The organism is Sphaerisporangium sp. NPDC004334 (assembly GCF_053602655.1).
In genome coordinates, this window is sequence record NZ_JBSGDZ010000008.1 from 84378 (window position 1) to 103526 (window position 19149).

At 73.3% G+C, this 19149-nt stretch carries 14 protein-coding genes; 6 read left to right on the forward strand and 8 right to left on the reverse strand.

What is annotated here, in order from left to right; all coding sequences use genetic code 11:
* Nucleotides 1–94: 94 nt before the first annotated feature.
* The 6 genes from ACWEN6_RS11780 to ACWEN6_RS11805 all read right to left on the reverse strand — a co-directional run bounded on the left by ACWEN6_RS11780 (nt 95) and on the right by ACWEN6_RS11805 (nt 7917).
* Entirely contained in the window at nt 95–1252 is a 1158-nt protein-coding gene (locus tag ACWEN6_RS11780; protein WP_452570167.1) for a sulfotransferase, read from the reverse strand.
* Between the two features lie 150 nt (nt 1253–1402).
* Nucleotides 1403–3025, reverse strand: coding sequence for a lipopolysaccharide biosynthesis protein (locus ACWEN6_RS11785; protein ID WP_452570168.1), 1623 nt, complete (start codon nt 3023–3025; stop codon nt 1403–1405).
* A gap of 11 nt (nt 3026–3036) precedes the next feature.
* A complete protein-coding gene (locus ACWEN6_RS11790; protein WP_452570169.1) occupies nt 3037–3882 on the reverse strand; it encodes a sulfotransferase domain-containing protein in 846 nt (281 codons plus the stop codon).
* Nucleotides 3883–3890: 8 nt separating this feature from the next.
* Entirely contained in the window at nt 3891–5144 is a 1254-nt protein-coding gene (locus ACWEN6_RS11795; protein WP_452570170.1) for a hypothetical protein, read from the reverse strand.
* A complete protein-coding gene (locus tag ACWEN6_RS11800) occupies nt 5141–6661 on the reverse strand; it encodes a hypothetical protein (RefSeq protein WP_452570171.1) in 1521 nt (506 codons plus the stop codon). Before ACWEN6_RS11800 ends, ACWEN6_RS11795 begins: the two co-directional genes overlap by 4 nt.
* Nucleotides 6658–7917 (reverse strand): hypothetical protein, encoded by a 1260-nt coding sequence (locus tag ACWEN6_RS11805; RefSeq protein WP_452570172.1) that lies wholly within the window; start codon nt 7915–7917, stop codon nt 6658–6660. Before ACWEN6_RS11805 ends, ACWEN6_RS11800 begins: the two co-directional genes overlap by 4 nt.
* Before the next feature lie 438 nt (nt 7918–8355).
* Here ACWEN6_RS11805 and ACWEN6_RS11810 point away from each other — a divergent pair, with 438 nt between their 5' ends.
* Entirely contained in the window at nt 8356–9360 is a 1005-nt protein-coding gene (locus tag ACWEN6_RS11810; RefSeq protein WP_452570173.1) for a glycoside hydrolase family 26 protein, read from the forward strand.
* A 26-nt stretch (nt 9361–9386) separates the two neighbouring features.
* Here the strand turns inward: ACWEN6_RS11810 and cysC are convergent, their stop codons facing one another.
* Nucleotides 9387–10646: an adenylyl-sulfate kinase gene (gene cysC, locus ACWEN6_RS11815; RefSeq protein ID WP_452570174.1), complete on the reverse strand. Its 1260-nt coding sequence runs from the start codon at nt 10644–10646 to the stop codon at nt 9387–9389.
* 100 nt (nt 10647–10746) lie between these two features.
* Here cysC and ACWEN6_RS11820 point away from each other — a divergent pair, with 100 nt between their 5' ends.
* Both ACWEN6_RS11820 and ACWEN6_RS11825 read left to right on the forward strand, forming a co-directional pair.
* The gene (locus ACWEN6_RS11820) at nt 10747–11277 is read left to right on the forward strand and encodes a SigE family RNA polymerase sigma factor (protein ID WP_452570175.1); all 531 of its coding nucleotides are present in this window, start codon (nt 10747–10749) and stop codon (nt 11275–11277) included.
* Complete coding sequence (locus ACWEN6_RS11825) at nt 11274–12659, forward strand: hypothetical protein (RefSeq protein WP_452570176.1); 1386 nt, start codon at nt 11274–11276, stop codon at nt 12657–12659. Before ACWEN6_RS11820 ends, ACWEN6_RS11825 begins: the two co-directional genes overlap by 4 nt.
* Nucleotides 12660–12703: 44 nt before the next feature.
* Here the strand turns inward: ACWEN6_RS11825 and ACWEN6_RS11830 are convergent, their stop codons facing one another.
* Nucleotides 12704–13435 carry a class I SAM-dependent methyltransferase gene (locus tag ACWEN6_RS11830; protein ID WP_452570177.1) on the reverse strand — a complete coding sequence of 244 codons (732 nt, stop codon included), beginning with the start codon at nt 13433–13435 and terminating at the stop codon, nt 12704–12706.
* A 446-nt stretch (nt 13436–13881) separates the two neighbouring features.
* Between ACWEN6_RS11830 and mfd the strand changes: the two genes are divergently transcribed.
* Genes mfd through ACWEN6_RS11845 form a run of 3 tightly spaced genes read left to right on the forward strand, consistent with a single transcriptional unit; the run spans nt 13882 to nt 19117 of the window.
* The gene (gene mfd, locus ACWEN6_RS11835; protein WP_452570178.1) at nt 13882–17463 is read left to right on the forward strand and encodes a transcription-repair coupling factor; all 3582 of its coding nucleotides are present in this window, start codon (nt 13882–13884) and stop codon (nt 17461–17463) included.
* A gap of 54 nt (nt 17464–17517) precedes the next feature.
* Nucleotides 17518–18141, forward strand: a complete 624-nt coding sequence (locus ACWEN6_RS11840; RefSeq protein WP_354839910.1) for a SurA N-terminal domain-containing protein — start codon at nt 17518–17520, stop codon at nt 18139–18141.
* Between the two features lie 4 nt (nt 18142–18145).
* Entirely contained in the window at nt 18146–19117 is a 972-nt protein-coding gene (locus ACWEN6_RS11845) for a MazG family protein (RefSeq protein ID WP_452570179.1), read from the forward strand.
* Nucleotides 19118–19149: the final 32 nt, after the last annotated feature.

Consider the following 19149-nt stretch of genomic DNA (forward strand, 5'->3'; position numbering starts at 1 on the left):
TGATGTGCTGACAATTCCCTCCATGACATTGCCTTGACGTTGAGAGGGGGCCGCCGGGGTCACCGGGAGACGAGGACGCGCACGCGACCGGCCGTCATCGCGTGATCGCTTCGATACGCGAGAGGTCCTGGGCGGTGAGCCCGGAGGGCGGGCGGGCGGCGGTGCTCGCCGAGTCCATGCGCCGGTAGGCGGTACGCGACAGACCCGTCCATGCGAATCCCCCCGCCCGAGGGGATCCGTCCGCCAAGGTGGATCCGTCCGCCAGGGTGGATTCGCGCGCTTGGGTGGATCCGTCCGCCAGGGTGGACTCGCGCTCCTGAGAGGACGCGTCCCCCTGAGCGGATCCAGCCGTCCGGGGGGACCCGCTTGCCCGGGTGGACTCGTCCGGCCGGGTGGACCCGCTTGCCCAGGAGGAGCCGTCTGTTCGGGTGCCGCCGTGGCTCGCGGCGGGGGCGCCGTGCGGCGGGCGGGCCGCGCGGGGGCTGGTCGTGCAGGCGCGCTCGACGCGCCGGGCCGCGCGGGGCGTCCAGGGCAGGCCGCACCAGGCGTACAGATCGCGGTAGCCGGCGAGCGGATCGGAGGCCAGGTGCTCGTAGGACACCAGGCGGACGGCGGGGTGGCGGGCGGCCAGCTCCCCGGCGACCTCCCGGGCCACGGCCCACAGTGTGGCGATCGCGGCGACGTGGTCGGGGGAGCCGGCCAGCGGGCGCACCCGTCCGACCACCGGGTGGTCGCGCAGCAGGAGCGGCTGTTCCAGCAGCTCGTGAAGGTGAACGGTCCAGCCGAGCCGCCGCCAGCTCGCCACCAGGGACGCCGGATCGCGCACCAGCAGCACCACCCGGCAGCCGAGGCGCTCGGCGAACCAGCCCGCCGAGAACAGCGCGAACGGGTCGTCCAGCAGCGCGCGGCGGCGGCGTGCCCGGCCGAGCGCGAAGGCCGAGGCGTTCTTCGCCAGACGCGCCAGATCGCCTGGCGAGCGGTTGCGGCGCAGCTCGGCGACGTACTGGTAGCGCAGGGCCACGGTGTCTGCGAAGGCGCGCCGCCACGGCTCCTCGTCGTCCCGGCAGATGTACTGGAACCGGTGCTCCACCGTGGCGTTCAGCACGCCAGGGGAGCGCCCGGGCGGGCGCTGCGGGTTGAGCGGCTCGTTGACGTACACCGCGCCGCCCCCGGCGGTGAGCATCTTGCCCGCCCAGCTCGTGCCGCTTCGCGGCAGCCCGGTGACCAGGATGGGCGCCGCTTCTCGCGTCACACCGCCTGCTCGCGGCGCGCGCTTCATGTGTCTCCTCGGGGGCCGGTGGCGCCTTCTCGGTCGCTCATCTCACCTTCTCCGAGCGTCACGTCGTCTCGGCGGGTGCCTCGTGTCGCCTTTCCGAATGTCATGGCGGCTCCCCGGCGGACATCACGTCGCCTCTTCGGCGCGCCAGAGGCGGAGGGAGGGGAGGCTGTGGGCTCCGAAGGGACGCAGCCCGTACAAGCGGGCGATCTTCACCAGGGGCATCAGGTTCTTGGCGAACATCCCGCCGGACCAGCCGAGGGCGGCGCCCAGCGCCCCGTGCCAGGGGACGAGCGCGACGTCGAGCACGACGGTGACCGCGATCGCGCTCAGGATGTTGGCCGTGCTCGCGGCGGTGTGTCCCGCGGCGATCAGCATGACGTCGGCCATGCCGCACGCCGTCGCCAGCATCATGGTGGCGGCCAGGACCACGGCCACGGCGGCTCCGTCCGGGTAGCCGTCGCCGAAGGCCCGCAGCAGCCAGGGGGCGAGCACGGCGTAACCCAGCCATACCGGCCAGGTCAGCAGGACGAGCCACATCGTGGTCATCTGGTACAACCTGCGGGCGAGGGGGAGATCACCCTCGGCCATGGCCCGGACGAGCCGGGGCTGGGCCGCCTGGGCGAACCCCTGGTTCACGAGCTGGCCGACCACCTTGAACCGGGTGGCGGCCGTGTACAGCGCCGCCTGCGCGGGCCCGGCCAGCACGGCCACCACGACGACGTCCAGCCGCTGGAACACCGCCTGCGCCGCCCCGCCCAGCGCACGCGGGCCGGTGTACCGCCAGAACGCGCGGGCCGCGCGGGGGACGTACGGCCCGGTGGGCATCCGCCGGCGCAGCCAGAAGGCGCTCAGCGCCAGCACCGGCAGCGCGGGCGCCGCCCAGGCCGCTGCCAGGAGCCACCCGGTGCCGGACGCGGAGCCGGGCGTCCGGGTGCCCTCACCTAGGCCGGTGGCGCCGGCCAGGACGACGACGCCGACCAGGAGGAGCTGCGCGCCGGGCTGGAGCACCCCGCTCAACAGCGCGGTCGGGCGCATGACCCCGAACCCCCTCGTCGCCGACACCAGGATGTCGGCCAGGACGATCACGGGAAGCGCCAGGCCGAGCCCGCGCAGCGCCGCGGCGAGCAGGACGACGGCGGGGTCCGCGCCGGGCGAGGACGCCGCGGCGGTCGCCAATGCGACATGGGCGGGGCCGGTCGTGGCGGGGCTCGATGAGGTCGTGGCGGGAGTCAGGGAGGTCGCGGTGTGGGTCAGCGCGGTGGCGAGCGCGTCCGCGTAGGCGACGACGAGGGCCGCGACGGCGAGGGACAGGATGACCACGGGCAGCAGGGCGGCCCGCAGGTATCCGCGGGGCGCGGCGGGCATGGCAGAGGCGACGGACGTGGGTACGCGAAGGGTGGCGCGCCCCGTGGTGGGGGGTTCCTGTGCGGAGGCGGCGGTTGTGGGTACGCGGGGGGCGATGCGCTCCGCGGGAGCGGGTTCCTGTGCAGGGGTGGCGGTGTGGGCTCCGGCGATGAAGTAGATCAGGCCGTTGCCGCAGTCGAGGCGTAGGACGCCGCCCGCCATCAGGCACACGGTGGTGGCGGTGAAGAAGCAGCCCGCCGTTCGCGCGTCGAACCCGCGGGTGACGGCCACCACGATCAGGAACTGCGACCCCGCGGCCACCGCCGCTCCCACCAGCCCGGCCGCGCCGCCCTTGACCACCGATCGCGTCGCGCCCGCTCCGCCGGCGGAGACGACAGGCATGGGGTGCGGGGTCAGGGGCGCCATGAGGGGCGCTCGTCGAGCCAGGGTTCGAGGCGGGCGTCCCAGGGGGCGAAGTGCTCCGACAGCCGTCGCCGCAGAGCCGCCGGCATGTCGCACGGGCGGGGGCGGGCGTTGTGCCGCTCGAACACCGGGTCTCCGAGGCGGGGCAGCCCGAGGAACTCCAGCACCCGGTCGTACGCGCGCTCGGGCGCGGTGAACAAGGACCCGCTGTCGAGCACCAGGATGCGGTCGCGGCCGACCAGCGGCTCCAGCCGCGCGAGCTGTTCGGCGTACTGACCGCGGGCGACGTAGGCGTGGTGCCGGTGGGCGCGGCTGCGCGCGGCCGGGTCGGCGCGCAGCCGTTCCTCCTCGCCGTCCAGGCGGTAGGGCTCCAGCGCGAGCGCCCGCTCGAACGACGCCTCGGTCTCGAACCCGCGCGCCACCTCGTGCGCGTGCGCCGAGTAGGCCCGCTCGACCGGGTCGCGGACCAGGGCGATCAGCTTCACCCCCGGCAGGTCGGTGGCGATGCGGGAGGGGACCAACGGATGGAACAGGTAGTACGGCGAGGATTCGAAGCTGAGCGGGCGGATGCCGAACCTGCGTTCCAGGCGGTGCGCGGTGGCCTTCAGCGGGAAGTGCGCGCGATACCAGGAGGGGCCCTTGCCGTAGGCCATGTCGAAGTAGTGCACCCCCTTGCGCAGCACGGGTTTGAGGATCAGGGGGTGCTGTGCCAGGGCGCGGTACAGGGAGGTGGTGCCGCAGCGCTGAGCGCCGGCGATCAGGAAGGACGGCAGGAGCCGCCCGCTCACGGTGAGCCGGCCCGCCGTATGGGACAGGGCGTGCGCGGATCTCTTCACCGTGCGGTTCAATGCAGGACCTCCAGATGGTCGAGGGCGGGGTTGAGCCACGCGGCCGGCGGGCCGAGCGGCTGGTGGCCGTCCCCCTCATAGCGGTCGGCCAGGGTGATCAGGTACTGGACGGCCGTCCACCGCGCCTCGCCCGCTGAAGGGCCGTACGGCGCGAGCGTGCGGGCGGCGCCCGCCACGCACGCCTCGGCGGCGAGCCGGGGAGGCATCCGGCGCAGTGCCCGCTGGAAGAAGTGGTGCAGCGCGTCGAACCCGAGCGGCACGCCGGTGGTGAAACGCTCCCAGTCCCAGACGGCCAGGCGGCCGTCGGGGGAGAGGGCCATGTTCCACGGCGAGAAGTCGCCGTGCCAGGCGTGGTCGCCCCGCCCGTCCGCCGGAAGGCGCAGGACGCGGGCGGCGCCGTCGTTCACCTCGTCGCCGGCGGCGCAAGAGCGCGCCGGGTGGCCGGTGGCGAGGTGAGGCGCCGGGTCGGCGAGGTCGTCCTCGCTGGGGCGTTGGGAGGGGACGAACGGAGAGGGGCGGCCCTCGCCGGGCGTGGCCCGGGGGACGGCGAGCGCGGCGATCTCGTGGACGGCGTCCTCCAGCAGGGCCGCGGGGACGCGCCGCCGCCGCGTGGCCAGCGGGGACAGGGCGAGCACGTCGAGGCCGTTCCAGACGCCGTGGTGCAGCACGGTGGGCGCGGCGACGACCCGCAGTGGCAGCCCGGCCAGCGCTTCGAGCACCGCGCTCTCGTGCCGGACCAGCGACCGGGAGCGCTCGGTGTCCCCGATCTTGACGAACGCGAGCGGCTCCCCGGAGCCGGAACGGATCTCCAGGATGGGCTTGCGGTTGGCCCGCCGGGCCGGCCGGACGTGCACGATGACCTTGACGGGCCGGCCGAACACCTCGCTGAGGTAGGTCTCGATCGTGCCCGGCCCGTGCGGCAGGCGCCGTCGTCCCGGCAGCCAGCGGGAGCGCGGCACGAGCCGCCGGGGCAGGTACCTGCTCGGCAGCACGGCGTACGCGGCCCTGGCCCCGGAAGAGCCGGAGTGCGTGCCGGAGTCCATGCCGGGATCGATGCCAGGGTCGACGGTGGAGTCCGTGGTGGAGGAGGTGGAGTGGCGGGCCGGAGACGAGCGGCCCGTCTCCGAAGGAACGGAGACCGCGGTGCCGGGATCGGTGGCCGAGGGCTGGGACGGCGTGGGAGCGGGGGTCGGGTAGAGCAGGGTGGTGACCTGGTCGAGATAGCCCAGACGGGCGCGGTAGTCCCTCACCGGAACGCCTCCATTGGTGCGGTGGTCGTCGTACCGGTGGTCCGTGTCGGACGACCGGCCTCATTACCGACTGCCCGCAGACGACCGCGGGTCACGCCGCCGACGGTCCGCATCGGGTCAGTGACCGCTCTGTTGTCGTTCAAGATCGGTTCGGTGCCCGTCGCGCCGTTCGTCCCGATCGGGGCGGTGAGGGCCCGCGATCCGGCGGGGCCGGGGGGCGCGGTGCCAGGGGCGGGGGCGTTGCGCCAGAGGAGGGCGTAGGAGACCAGGTAGAGGATCAGAGCGGTGACCAGGCCGTCGTACACGACCATGTACATCAGCACCAGGATCATGACCAGCGTCCCTGCCTGGCCGATGGGGGTGCGGTCGTGCCGGAACCGGCGGACGGCCCCGGCGAAGAACGCGATGTACAGTGCGGCGCCGGTGTAGCCCTGAGTGATCAGCAGCAGCCACAGCTGCCCGTCGCTGCCGAGCGGAGGGTGGCCGCATTCGGCGCACCAGTCGGTGCGGCCCGTGGTGATCGTCTGGTAGTTGCCGAAGGCGTTGCGGGTGTTGCCGTACCCGATGACCGGCGAGTGGGCGGCGGCCTCCAGCGTGCCGGCGACCGTGAAGGCCCTGATGCGGTTGCTGTGCGGGCTGTCCAGGCGCTGGGCGACGATGGCGCCGAGCGGCCCGGCCCAGAACGCGAGCGCCGCCGCCGCGAGGGCCGCGCCGACCGCGAGCGCCGTGCGCGACCGGGCGCGCACCAGGACGTAGGCGACGGTGACGGCCAGGCCGATCCACAGGCCGCGGTTGAGCGAGTAGACGATGGGCACGGTGGCCAGCGCGACGACGGCCGCGCACAGCAGGCGGCGGACGGTGCCGCCGTAGGTCCACCAGCCGACGACGAACCAGATGAGCAGCACCGAGATGTTGCTCCCCCAGGCGTTGGCCCATTCGAAGGGCGCCTCGGGGCGCGGCGAGGCGTGCCCGAGGACGTGCTGCACCTGCGCGGCCGTCGGGTGGATCAGGTTGCGGACGTAGGAGTTGCCGCCGATCCACTCGGGCAGCGCCATCTCCAGCGGCGAGGTGAACTGGAAGCCGGGGGCGAGCACGCCGAGCAGCCCGCCGGCCACGGTGGTCACGCAGAGCACGCCGAGCATGCGCACCAGCGTGCGCTGCGGCAGCTCGTCGGGGGTGAGGTTCCCCAGGTACAGCACCATGATCATGAGGGACAGGTAGAGCGCGAGCCGCATCGCGTACCCCAGGACGCGGCCGGCGCCGAGGTCGCCGTAGGTGCCGGGCGGCATCTCGCCGAGCATGAGGGCGCTGACCAGGTATCCGGCGATGAGCAGTGCCCACAGGCCCATGCCCTTGGGCACCGCGATCGGCCGCCGCCGCCACAGCACGACGGCCATCGGGACGGCCAGGACCACCAGGGACAGGCCGCCGAAGCCGAGCGCCCACCACAGCGGGTAGCCCACGAGCAGCGCGGCGATCGGCCACCGTGCCAGGGGCGGCCGCAGGAGCCGTCTCATGAGGCGCGGGAGGCGGGGTTGCCGGGGTGACGGTGGTGGCCGTGCGGCAGGGAGGCTTGGCCGCGGGGCAGCGGAGCGGGCGAGGGCAGCAGGATCACGCCGAGGGGCGCGGTGTCGGTGCGCCTGAGCTGCCGGACGGCCTGGGCGAGCTGCTTGGACCGGGCGGCGCGGCGCTCGACGACCAGCACCGCGGCGTCGGCGCGCGCCGCCTGGTCGGTGCGCACCCAGATCGGGGCCAGGCCGGTGAGCGCCACGCGCAGGTCGTCGGCGATCGGTTCGGGGTCGGTGTCGGGGGAGACACCGCGCACTAACAGCTCGCCGCCGTCGCGCAGGTGGCGGGCCACGGCCATGGCCAGCTCGCGCAGCTCGCGGGCGTTCTCACCCTCGCACAGGACGGGCAGCCCGGTGAGGCGCTCGATGTCGGCGGCCGTCCTGAGACGGGTGTCGAAGCGGTCGCGGACCATGGCGGCGCCGGCCCCGGCGAGCAGGCCGAGGAACAGCCCGCTGCCGAGGTAGAGCGGAGGGCTCGGCTGGGAAGGCGACGCGGGCGGGCGGGCGTCGCTGATGACGGTGCCCGGGGTGATCGCCACGGTCTTGAGGGCGTCGTACTTGACGGTGAGGTTGTAGACCTGCCGGCTCAGGACGTTCTGCCGCTGGTTGGCGATGGTGCGCGCCGCCGAGCCCGGGGCGGTGCGGGGCAGGCCGGCGACGGTGGCGGCGAGCCGGGAGTCGATCTCGCGCAGCTTGCCGGAGAGCACCTTGAGCTGGGCGTCCAGGGCGCGGGTGGCCGTCGCCTCGCGGTTGGCGAGGTAGGCCCTGGCGAACGCCTGCGCGCCCGCGGCGGCACTGACCGGGTCGGCGGCGGTGTAGGAGATGGCGAGCACGGCGGAGTTGGGCGGCACGGTGACCGCGACGCGGTCTCTGAGCGGGTCGGGGTCGTTGACCTTGAGGGCGCGCGCGGCCCGGGCCGCGACCACGGCCGAGCGGGCGACCTGCGCCTCGGTGTCGAGGTTGAGCGGCTCGCGCTGGCGGGGCGTGGTCGGGTTGGTCTGGTCCTGCACTCCGGTGGGGGCCACCAGCACCTCGGCGGTGGCCGTGTACGAGGGCGGGGTGGTCGCGAGCACGACGCCGCCGGCGCACACCCCGGCGAGCAGGAAGACGGTGAGGGCGACGCGGCGCCGCACCAGCATCGAGCCGAATTCGGCGAGCTCGCGCCCGGGGGCCGGGCCGGAGACTGAGGACGCCGGGTGGTCCATGGGAACGGCATGCCTCTCGGTGCGGAATTGTTCCTGCGGATTCCGCCCGGTGCGCTGTGATGTGCCGGGCGCCGCGTGGTGAACGGTTCCCGAGGGGCGGATCCAGAGAACTATAGGCACAACGCGGGATGCCGCGACCGCATACCGGAGTTTTTGGTGGACGGGGCATCGTCCCAGCTCAGCCTCATAATCGGATATTTCCGTTATTGGGGTCCGGTATGACGTGCGCCGCGACGTGAAGCCAACGACGGCGCGGACGCCGGACCCCCGGGAAAGCGCGCCGAGTTACCGGCGGCATGGCACCGATTAGTGGGAAGGTGAATAGCGACCTTCGGGGAAGACCGGAGAGAAGGGGGTTTGAGTGCATTGCGAAAAGTGACGGGAATATGGTTTTTCGGCACCGGGCTCGCCGTCGGCTGTGGTCTGATCATTTACGCCGTGGCCTCGGTGAAGCCCTCGCAGCCTGCCGTGGAGGGAGACCGCGTCCCGGGCGCCGGCGTGACCGCCACCGACGACGCCCCCGACTGCGCGGCCACCGCCAAGCTCATTCCGAGCTGCGGAGCGTGGTGGGGGGTGGCCCCGGAGGTCTTCGGCGGACGGTCGCCCGCCCGGTCCATCGCCGCCGCCGAGGAGCGCATGGGCCGCAGGGCCGACATCCTGCACGTCTACCACCGGGGCGGCGACCCGTTCCCCACCCCCGAGGAGCGCCGGCTGGCCAGAAAGCGCATCCTGCTGATCAACTGGAAGCCGTCCGTGCACCACACGTGGGCCGAGATCGCCGCCGGCGCCATCGACGGCCGCATCGACCGGGTGGCCCGGCGCATCAGGCGCACGCTGCCCGAGCGCTTCTTCCTCACCGTCCACCACGAGCCCGAGAACGACGTGCGCGCCCGCCCAGGGTCGGGGATGACCGCCGAGGACTACGCCGCCATGTACCGCCATGTCGTGCTACGCCTGCGCGAGCGCGGGGTCAAGAACGCCATCACGGTCATGACGTACATGGGGGCGCCCAACTGGGCCGCCAAGCCGTGGTTCGAGCGGCTCTACCCCGGAGACGACGTGGTCGACTGGATCGGCCTGGACCCCTACGCCGACCGCCGGGTCAACGACTTCGCCGGCCTGGTGGACAAGACCCGTGACGACCACTCCGGCTGGCCCGGCTTCTACCGCTGGACGCAGATGCGCTTCCCCGGCAAGCCGATCATGGTGGCCGAGTGGGGCGCCTTCGAGCGGCTGGACGAGCCGGCGTTCAAGGCGTCGTTCTTCAACTCGGTGCGCCGCCAGATCAAGGGGTACCCGCAGATCAAGGCCCTGGTGTACTTCGACTCGCCGCGCGCGCCGCGCGGCGACACCCGCTTCGACGCGACGGTGGCCGCCCGGCGCGCCTTCACCGAACTGGCCCGCGCGCCGTACTTCAGCTCCACCCCGGTCCCCGACCACTGAGCCGCAGGCGCGGGCGGGGCGGGCGCTCAGCGCAGCCAGCCGCCGGCGGTGAGCACGTCGAGCACCCGCTCGACCCCGCGCTCGACCGATATGCCCGTCGTGTCGAGCGTCAGATCGGCGTCCTCCGGCTCCTCGTACGGCGAGGAGATGCCGGTGAACTCGGGGATCAGCCCGGCCCTGGCCTTGGCGTACAGGCCCTTGCGGTCGCGGCGCTCGCACTCGTCCAGCGGCGTGGCCACGTGCACCAGCAGGAAGTCGGCGCCGACCCCCTCGACCATGTGGCGCACCTCGTCGCGCGTCGCCGCGAACGGGGCGATGGGCGCGCAGATGGCGAGACCGCCGTGGCGGGCGACCTCGGCGGCGACGAACCCGATACGGCGGATGTTCAGGTCGCGGTCGTGCCGGGAGAAGGTGAGCCCCGCCGACAGCAGCCGCCGCACGACGTCGCCGTCCAGGTAGGTCACCGTGCGGGTGCCGCGTTCGAGCAGCGCGTCGTGCAGGCCGCGCGCGATCGTCGACTTGCCCGACCCGGACAGGCCGGTGAAGAACACCACCAGGCCGCGCCGGTGCGGCGGCCCCGGCAGCGTGACCGGCTCGGGCCCGGCCAGGTGCTCGACCGCCCCGTACGCCGTGGCGACGTGCTCGCGCAGTTCGAGGTCGATCTCGCGCTCACGGGGGGCGAGCGGGACCACGGCGACGGCGGTGCCGGACGGCAGCCGGTCGCGCGCCTTGAGCGCCGCGCGGACGACCGCCGGGCCGCCCTCGCCGAAGGCCAGCGGCAGCAGCAGGATCACCGCGTCCAGTTCGCGGGCGGTGGCGGTGATCTCGTCCAGGTCGTCCAGCGGCCCCCGCATGGTGACGGCGAGGACGGGACGCTCGCCCAGCTCGGCCCGCACCTGCTCCGGCGAGCGCCGCAGCCGGGCGAAGGGGCCGTGCTCGGGTGCGCCGAGAGAGGTCACCGGGCCGGCGACCAGGCCGTCCGCCGTGCGCTCGGTCACGCTCATGACGGCGACCGCGGCGCCTTCGGGGTCACGCAGCGTGAGCTCGTCGCCGACCGAGACGGGGTGGTCGTGCGGCACCAGGAGCGTGACAGGGTCGGGCCACGGCGTGCCGTCGGGAAGGCGCCCGTCCTCGGTGACCGAGGCGGCGTCGGCCGAGCCGAGGAACCCCTTCAACGGGGCGAACGCGCCCGAGAGCAGCAGCTCGAGGTCGGCCAGTTCGCGCGCGTCGGGCACCCACTCGGGGGCCGTCCCGGAGGGCGGCGTCGTCTGCTCCACATTTCCCACCGGGACAGGATAGTGCGGGAGTGCGTCCACGGAACGGGGTGAGGCATAGCGGGGGGCGGCCGGTCGCGTCCTAGGGGCACGACGACTTCTGGAGGTGATCGTGGACGTTGCCGAGGAGCGACGTTTCCGCGAGTTCGTGTCGGCGCGGTCGCCCGCGTTGATGAGGCTGGGCTTCCTGCTCACCGGCGGGGACCAGCACGCCGCAGAGGACCTGCTGCAGACCGTCCTGGCGCGGGCCGCCGCGCGGTGGAGCCGCATCGACGACCCCGAGCCGTACGTGCGGCGCGCCATGTACCGCCAGCAGGTGAGCTGGTGGCGGGGGGCGTCGCGGCGGCGCGAGACGGTGGTCGCGGATCTGCCCGAGCAGGCCGGGCGCGACGACACGCATCTGGCCGACACCAAGCTCATCCTGCGCCGCGCGCTGGCCCGCCTCACCGCGCGCCAGCGCGCCGTGCTCGTGCTGCGTTACTTCGAGGACCTGCCGGAGGCCGAGGTCGCCCAGATCATGGGCTGCTCGGTCGGCACGGTCCGCAGCACCGTCCACCGGTCCATAGCCCGGCTGCGCTCCATCTCCCCCGAGCTCGCCGACCTCCGCGCGCCGCACCACCCGTTCGAGGAGGTCACCTCATGACGCCCGAGTCCCTTCTGCCCGAGACCCTTCGCGAATGGGCCAAGGAGGCCGAGGTCCCGCCAGGCCTGGCCGACCGGGTCCTGCGCGGGCGCACCCGCGTGCGCGCCGCCACGGCGGCCGTCGCCGTGGCCGCGACGGCCGCCGTGGTCGCCGCCGCCGTGTTCGTGCCGAGGATCCTGTCCGGCGACGGGCCCGGAGATGTCCCCGCCGTCACCGTGGGCTCCGCCTCTCCTCATCCATCGAGGCCGCTTCCCACCGCGCCTCCCGCCGAGGACGACGCCTCAGGGCGGCCGGTCGTCGCGCCGACGCCGGTGGAGCCCGGCGCGCTGCCGGAGTCGCTGGCGATCAGCGCCGACACCGGCGACTCGCCGCCCAGGAAGCTGATCGCGGCCGGAAGGGTCGCCGTCTCGGCGTACTTCGTCTGGGAGCAGGAGAAGACGGGGGACCGGAGCGATCGCCGCCGCGACCGGTGGTTTCTCTACAACCCCGGCACCGGTGGCTATGACGAGACCGAATGGGCGGCGCTCGACGTGGCCCCCGGCATGAGGCTCGCCGCCGTGCTGGAGCGCGATCTGCCCGCGCGCCGCATCGGCCTGTTCGACATGGCCACCCGCCAGGTCGTCCGGTGGTTCGACCTGGACCATCCGGTGGCCGACGTCTCCTGGTCCCCCGACGGGGCCAGGTTGCTCGCCACCGCCTACGACCGGGACCCGACGATCCGCGCCGACGTGTCCGCCGACGGGAACAGCTGGAGCGATCCCGACCCCGGCCGTACGGGCTTCCAGGTCGTCGAGGTGGCGTCGGGCCGGGCGTCGTTCCACTCCGCGCCCGGGTCGCGCGGCAACGGGGGGATGCCGGCGAGCCGGTTCTGGTGGTCCCCCGACGGGTTGATCTGGCAGTCCAATCCGTCGGCCGGCGAACCGGGGCAGCCGGACAGGGTCTTCTACGACACCGAGGGACGGCCGCGGCGCGTCTCCGAGGGGGTGCTGAAGCCGGGCCAGCAGGCCGGCGTGTCCCCGGACGGCACCATGTACGCCGATGACTCCGCTCCGTCCCGTCCGAGGAGCACCGGCCCGGCGAAGGTGCTCACGGGCAAGGAGATGAAGAAGATGCTGGCCCAGACCCGGTCCATCGGCCCGGAGACGGCCGTCAGGGAGGTCGCCACCGGGAAGGTCGTCGGCAGGCAGTGGATGCTGCAGCTCGTGGCCTGGGCGGACGACCAGCACCTGATCGGGCTGCAATGCATGGGCGCCTGCGAGGACGAGTTCGACGCCTACTTGGTGCTGGTCACCGTCGACGGCAGCAAGAGCGTGCGGCTCTCCGGCGAGATGCGCGACAGCCAGCGGCCGGGAAGCTGGCACTACCTGCTCACCCGCCGCTGACCCGCCGGCCCCCGCGAGGCTCCGCGCGGCCTTCGCGGGGGTGGTCAGATCAGGCGGGCGAAGTGGTTCTGCGGCTTGCGGATGACCAGGGTGATCTCGTCGCGGCCGGCGGGCAGGCGGTCGCCCGAGAGGTGCTGGACGACGCGCAGCGCGGCCCGCACCAGTTTGGGGTGCCGTCCGCGCAGCGCGGGGCCGGAGGACGCCGAATAGTCCTCGGCGATCATCAGCCCGCGCATCAGGCAGTACGAGTGGATGCCCTCGCGGGAGGCCACCTGCTCGTAGACCGCCCGGAGCGGGCCGACGGCGCCGGCCGGGGCGAGGCGCGCCCACAGCAGGCGGCGCAGCCACCACGGCGTGAGGCGGTCGCAGAAGCCGTACGCCGACGTGCGGTCGCGCATCCTGATCAGCAGCAGCCCGCCGGGGCGCAGGGCGTTGACCATGCGGTCGAGCACGAGTTCGGCGTTGCGCACCCGTTCGAGCAGGAAGGCGGCGTGCACGACGTCGAAGGTGCGCGGCAGCAGCGGCGCGTCGCGCAGGTCGCCGAGGAAGCGGGCGTCGAGGCCGGAGCGGCGCTCGACGGCGGCGCGCAGCACCGGAGTGTCCTCGTCGATGCCGGTGACCCGGGTGTCCACGCGCTCGACGTCGATCGCGTCGCCCCGGGCGCACCCGGCGATCAGGACGTCGAGCCGCCGGCCGAGCTGCTCGGTCCACAGCTCGCGGATGCGGTGACCGAACACGTCGCCCTGGGTCTCCGGCCACCATCGAACCTCTGACATGTGACTCAGAGTAGTCACCCTGGCTCGTTCTGTATTGGATTCACCTGACGAAAGCTCCGGCTTTCGCCGCCGGGAGCCCGCCGGGTCCGCCCGTAAGGCCCGCGCCGGGCGGCCGGGGAGTTTCGCGTTTCCCGACAGAACGGATGGAGGGACGGTTCCCGGCATGGTGCCGCCGAGGGGGAAGTAGCCTTGAGACAACCCCGACTCCGACGAGCCGGGGTCGCGCGTGTCGTCGTGGACACCGTGGGCCGTGCCGGTGCCGTCATGTCGTGATGCGATGGACGTGTTCCGTCCGCGGTCATCGGTGGGTTCGCGGTGTGATGCGCGGTGACGGGCGCCATGCGGGGATCTCGGCCGGCCGATCAGGCCGACAAGATCGAGAAGGCCGGCAGGCCGGGCCCTGAGGCGCGGGAGAAGGCGGGGATGACCATGTGGGGGCATTTCTAATGAGTCTTTCCGGACTGCTCGACCTTGTCGTCGCCGATCCGCAACTCGCCGGTGCCCTTGAGCGCCACGGCGAGGACGTCAACCTGGTCGCGCCGCCCGCGCTGCGGCCGTTCGCCGTGGCCGCCCTCGCGCGCCGGCGGCCGGTCCTGGCCGTCTCCGCGACCGCCCGCGAGGCCGAAGACCTCGCCGCCGCGCTCACCGGCCTGGTCGGCGACCACGCCGTCGCCGTCTTCCCGGCCTGGGAGACCCTGCCGCACGAACGGCTCTCGCCGCGCAGCGACACGGTCGGCCAGCGACTGGCCGTCCTGCGCCGGCTGGCACACCCCGTCCAGGGCGACGCCGCCGCCGGGCCGCTGGACGTCGTGGTCGCGCCGGTCCGGGCCCTGCTGCAGCCGCTCGTCGCCGGGCTCGGCGACCTTGAGCCGGTGCGGCTGCGCTCCGGGGACGACGCCGATCTGGAGAACGTGGTCGAGCGCCTGGTCGGCAACGGCTACCACCGCGTCGACATGGTGGAGAAGCGCGGTGAGGTCGCCGTGCGCGGCGGGCTGCTGGACGTCTTCCCGCCCACCGAGGAGCACCCGCTGCGCCTTGAGTTCTGGGGCGACACCATCGAGGAGATCCGCTGGTTCAAGGTCGCCGACCAGCGCTCGCTGGAGGTCGCCGAGGGCGGGCTGTTCGCCGCGCCGTGCCGCGAGCTGCTGCTCACCGACGAGGTCAGGGTGCGGGCGGCCGAGCTGGCCGACCGGCATCCCGCGCTGAAGGACATCCTCGACCAGCTCGCCGACGGCATCCCCGTCGAGGGCATGGAGGCGTTCGCGCCCGTCCTGGTCGACGGCATGGACCTGCTGCTGGACCACCTCCCGGCCCGCGCGTCGGTGTTCGTCTGCGATCCCGAGCGCATCCGCGGGCGCGCCGTCGAGCTGGTGCGCACCAGTCAGGAGTTCCTCGAGGCGTCCTGGATCAACGCCGCCGCGGGCGGCGAGGCGCCGATCGACCTCGGGGCGGCGGCCTTCCGCGACCTGGAAGAGGTGCGCCGCCACGCCCGCGAGCTCGGCCAGTCGTGGTGGACCATCGCCCCGTTCGCCACCACCGACCAGCCCTCGGGCGGCCAGGCCCCCGCGGCGCCCCCCGCGTCGAGCGGCGACGTCTACGGCGAGAGCGAGATCGTCGAGCTGTCCGCACGCGAGGCCGAGGCCTACCGGGGGGACACCCAGCGCGCGCTCGGCGACATCAAGGGATGGCTCGGCGAGGGCCGCGCGGTCGTCCTGCTCAGCGAGGGTCACGGCCCGGCCGAGCGCATCGTCGAGCTGCTCAAGGGCGTGGACGTCGCCGCCCGCCTGGTGCCCGGCCTCGAGACCGCCCCCGGCAAGGACGTCGTGAGCGTCACCACCGGCCGGGTCGAGCACGGGTTCGTCGGCGACGCGGTCGCCGTCCTGACCCACCTCGACCTGGTGGGGCAGAAGGCCTCCACCAAGGACATGCGGCGCCTGCCGTCCCGGCGCAGGAACATGGTCGACCCGCTCCAGCTCAAGGTCGGCGACCACGTGGTCCACGGGCAGCACGGCGTCGGGCGCTACGTCGAGATGGTCCAGCGCTCGGTGCAGGGCGCCACCCGCGAATACCTGGTCATCGAGTACGCCAAGGGCGACCGGCTGTACGTGCCGACCGACCAGCTCGACGAGGTCACCCGGTACGTCGGCGGCGAGTCGCCCACGCTCAACCGCATGGGCGGCGCCGACTGGGCCAAGGCCAAGTCCCGTGCCAAGAAGGCCGTCAAGGAGATCGCCGGCGAGCTGATCCGCCTCTACAGCGCCCGCATGGCCTCACCCGGGTACGCCTTCGCCGCCGACACCCCCTGGCAGCGCGAGATGGAGGACGCCTTCCCCTACGCCGAGACGGGTGACCAGCTCGAGGCCATCGACGAGGTCAAGCGCGACATGGAGCGCGCGGTGCCGATGGACCGGCTGATCTGCGGCGACGTCGGCTACGGCAAGACCGAGATCGCCGTGCGGGCGGCGTTCAAGGCCGTGCAGGACGGCAAGCAGGTGGCCGTCCTGGTGCCCACCACGCTGCTGGTCCAGCAGCACCTGTCGACCTTCGGCGAGCGGTTCGCGAGCTTCCCCGTGGTGGTGAAGCCCGTGTCGCGGTTCCAGAGCGACGGCGAGGTCAGGGCCACCCTGGACGGCCTCAAGGACGGCACCGTCGACATCGTGATCGGCACCCACCGCCTGCTCAACCCCGACATCCGCTTCAAGCAGCTCGGCCTCATCATCGTCGACGAGGAGCAGCGGTTCGGCGTCGAGCACAAGGAGGCCATGAAGCACATGCGCACGCAGGTGGACGTGCTCGCCATGTCGGCGACGCCGATCCCGCGGACGCTGGAGATGGGCCTCACCGGCATCCGCGAGATGTCCACCATCCTCACCCCTCCGGAGGAGCGGCACCCGATCCTCACCTTCGTCGGCCCCTACGACGAGAAGCAGATCGCCGCCGCCGTCCGCCGCGAGCTGATGCGCGACGGCCAGGTCTTCTTCGTGCACAACCGGGTCTCCTCGATCAACAAGGTGGCCGCCCGCCTGCGCGAGCTGGTGCCCGAGGCCCGGGTGGCCGTCGCCCACGGCCAGATGAACGAGCAGCAGCTCGAGAAGATCATGGTCGGCTTCTGGGAGCGCGACTTCGACCTGCTGGTCAGCACGACGATCGTCGAGTCCGGCCTGGACATCCCGAACGCCAACACGCTGATCGTCGACCGCGCGGACAACTACGGCCTGTCCCAGCTCCACCAGCTCCGCGGCCGGGTCGGCCGGGGCCGCGAGCGGGGCTACGCCTACTTCCTGTACCCGCCGGAGGCCCCGCTCACCGAGACCGCCCACGAGCGGCTGGCCACGATCGCCCAGCACACCGAGATGGGCGCCGGCATGTACGTCGCCATGAAGGACCTGGAGATCCGCGGCGCCGGGAACATCCTCGGCGCCGAGCAGTCCGGCCACATCGCCGGCGTCGGCTTCGACCTGTACGTCCGGATGATGGCCGAGGCCGTGCAGGAGCAGAAGGCCAAGCTGTCGGGCCAGGAGGTCGTCGAGGAGCGCCCGGACGTCAAGGTCGAGCTGCCGGTCAACGCCCACATCCCGCACGACTACGTCACCTCCGAGCGGCTGCGCCTGGAGGCCTACAAGCGCATCGCCGCGGTGGGCGACGGCGCCGACATCGTGGCCGTCCGCGAGGAGCTCGTCGACCGGTACGGGCGCCCGCCGCAGCAGGTGGACAACCTGCTGGAGGTGGCCCGCTTCCGCGTCCACGCCCGCCAGGCCGGCCTGACCGACGTCGCGCTGCAGGGCCAGCACATCAGGTTCGCCCCGGTCACGCTGAGGGAGTCCCAGCAGGTCCGCCTGGACCGGCTGTACCCCAAGGCGATCCTCAAGGTGGCCGCCGAGACGCTGCTGGTGCCGGTGCCGAAGACCCGCCCGCTCGGCGGGCAGCCGCTGCGCGACCTGGACCTGCTGAAGTGGTGCACCGACCTGGTCGAGGCCATGTTCCTGGAGCCTGCGCGGGCGGCCGGTGGCCAACGAGCACATCGATGAACGGACCTGCGCGCGGTTTGAGTAGAGTAGCCGCGTCTGTCGAAGGGACCGCTAGTGAAGTCGAATCCTGTGCGCCTGCTCCTGGCCGCCGCGGCCGCGTGCGTCGCGCTGACCGCCTGCTCCTCGCCCGTGCAGGTCGGCACGGCGGCCACCGTCGGCGGCGAGCGCATCAGCAACGGCCGGCTGGACTCCGAGATCCGCGAGTACCAGGCGGCGCTGAAGCAGGCCAAGATCAACGAGTCGCAGCTCCAGATGCCCTCGATCCCGCGCGCGGTATTGCTCCAGCTGATCTACTTCAGCCAGTTCGAGCAGTTCGCCCAGCGCACCGGCCTCACCATCAGCGAGGGTGACGTCGACAAGTTCATCAACGAACAGGGCGGCATCGAGAAGGTCGGCCCGGCAATGCTCGGCAGGGGCGTCCCGCCGTCGGAGGTCCGCAAGTGGGTCCGCACCTCGCTGACCTACCAGAAGGGCCTTGAGCGGTTCGGGGCCAACCTCACCGACCAGGCCTCCGTCCAGGCCGCGCAGCAGAAGCTGTTCGCGCAGCTCGACTCCATCCCGGTCAAGGTCTCCCACCGCTACGGCACCTGGGACACCGAGCAGGGCCTGGTCGAGGAGGCGCGCTTCGGGGCTCCGGCCCAGGGCGCGGCCCAGCCGGCGCCGCCCGCCGCCCAGTAGACACATGCCCCTCCTCGTCGTCACGACGTCGCCCAGGGTGGCTCCGGGCCTGCTGAGCGGGCGGGCGTGGGCGGCCCTGGGCTCCGGGCGGGTGCTCACCGGCTCCGGTGACCACCCGCTGCTGCCCTACCTGGCCGAGGAGGACATCCCGGTCGAGGTCGTGACGCCCGACCCGGCGGCCCTGGCCCGCGAGGGCCGCGACGGCACTGTCGTGTGGCTGGCCGCCCAGGACGGCGACGAGCCGCTCATGCGCGCCATCGGCCACGCCGCGCTCGGCATGGACGATCCGCCGGTCATCGAGCTGGTCCCGGGCTCCTACGACCTGCCGGGGGCGCGGCTGCTCGACCTGGTGGCCGTCATGGACCGGCTGCGGCGCTCGTGCCCGTGGGACGCCGAGCAGACCCACGAGTCCCTCCTGCCGTACCTGCTGGAGGAGTCCTACGAGGTCATGGAGACCATCGAGGACGGCGACCACGCCGCCCTGCGCGAGGAGCTCGGCGACCTGCTGCTCCAGGTGGTCTTCCACGCCCGGCTGGCGCAGGAGCGCTCCTCCGAGGACGGCGGTTTCGACGTCGACGACGTCGCCGCCGGCATCGTCGACAAGCTCGTCCGGCGCCACCCCCACGTCTTCGCCGACACGGTGGTCGAGGGCGCCGAGGACGTCAGCGCCAACTGGGACGCCATCAAGGCCGCCGAGCGGGCCGCCAAGGGCTGGGAGTCGGTGCTCGACGGCGTGCCGATGGGCCAGCCCGCGCTGTCGCTCGTGAGCGGGCTGCAGAGCCGCGCCGAGCGCTCCGGGGTCCCCGACTCGCTCGGGCGCGCGGTCGGGCAGGGCATCGGGCGCGAGCTGTTCGACCTGGTGCGCCGGGCGCGCGCCGCCGGCATCGACCCCGAGGCAGAACTGCGCGCGGCCGCCCGCGCCTACCGCGACCGGGTGCACGCCTGGGAACGCTCCGAGGGACGCCCGGAGCAGTAGGCGGCGCCTGTCCACGTCCGGGAACGGTGAGG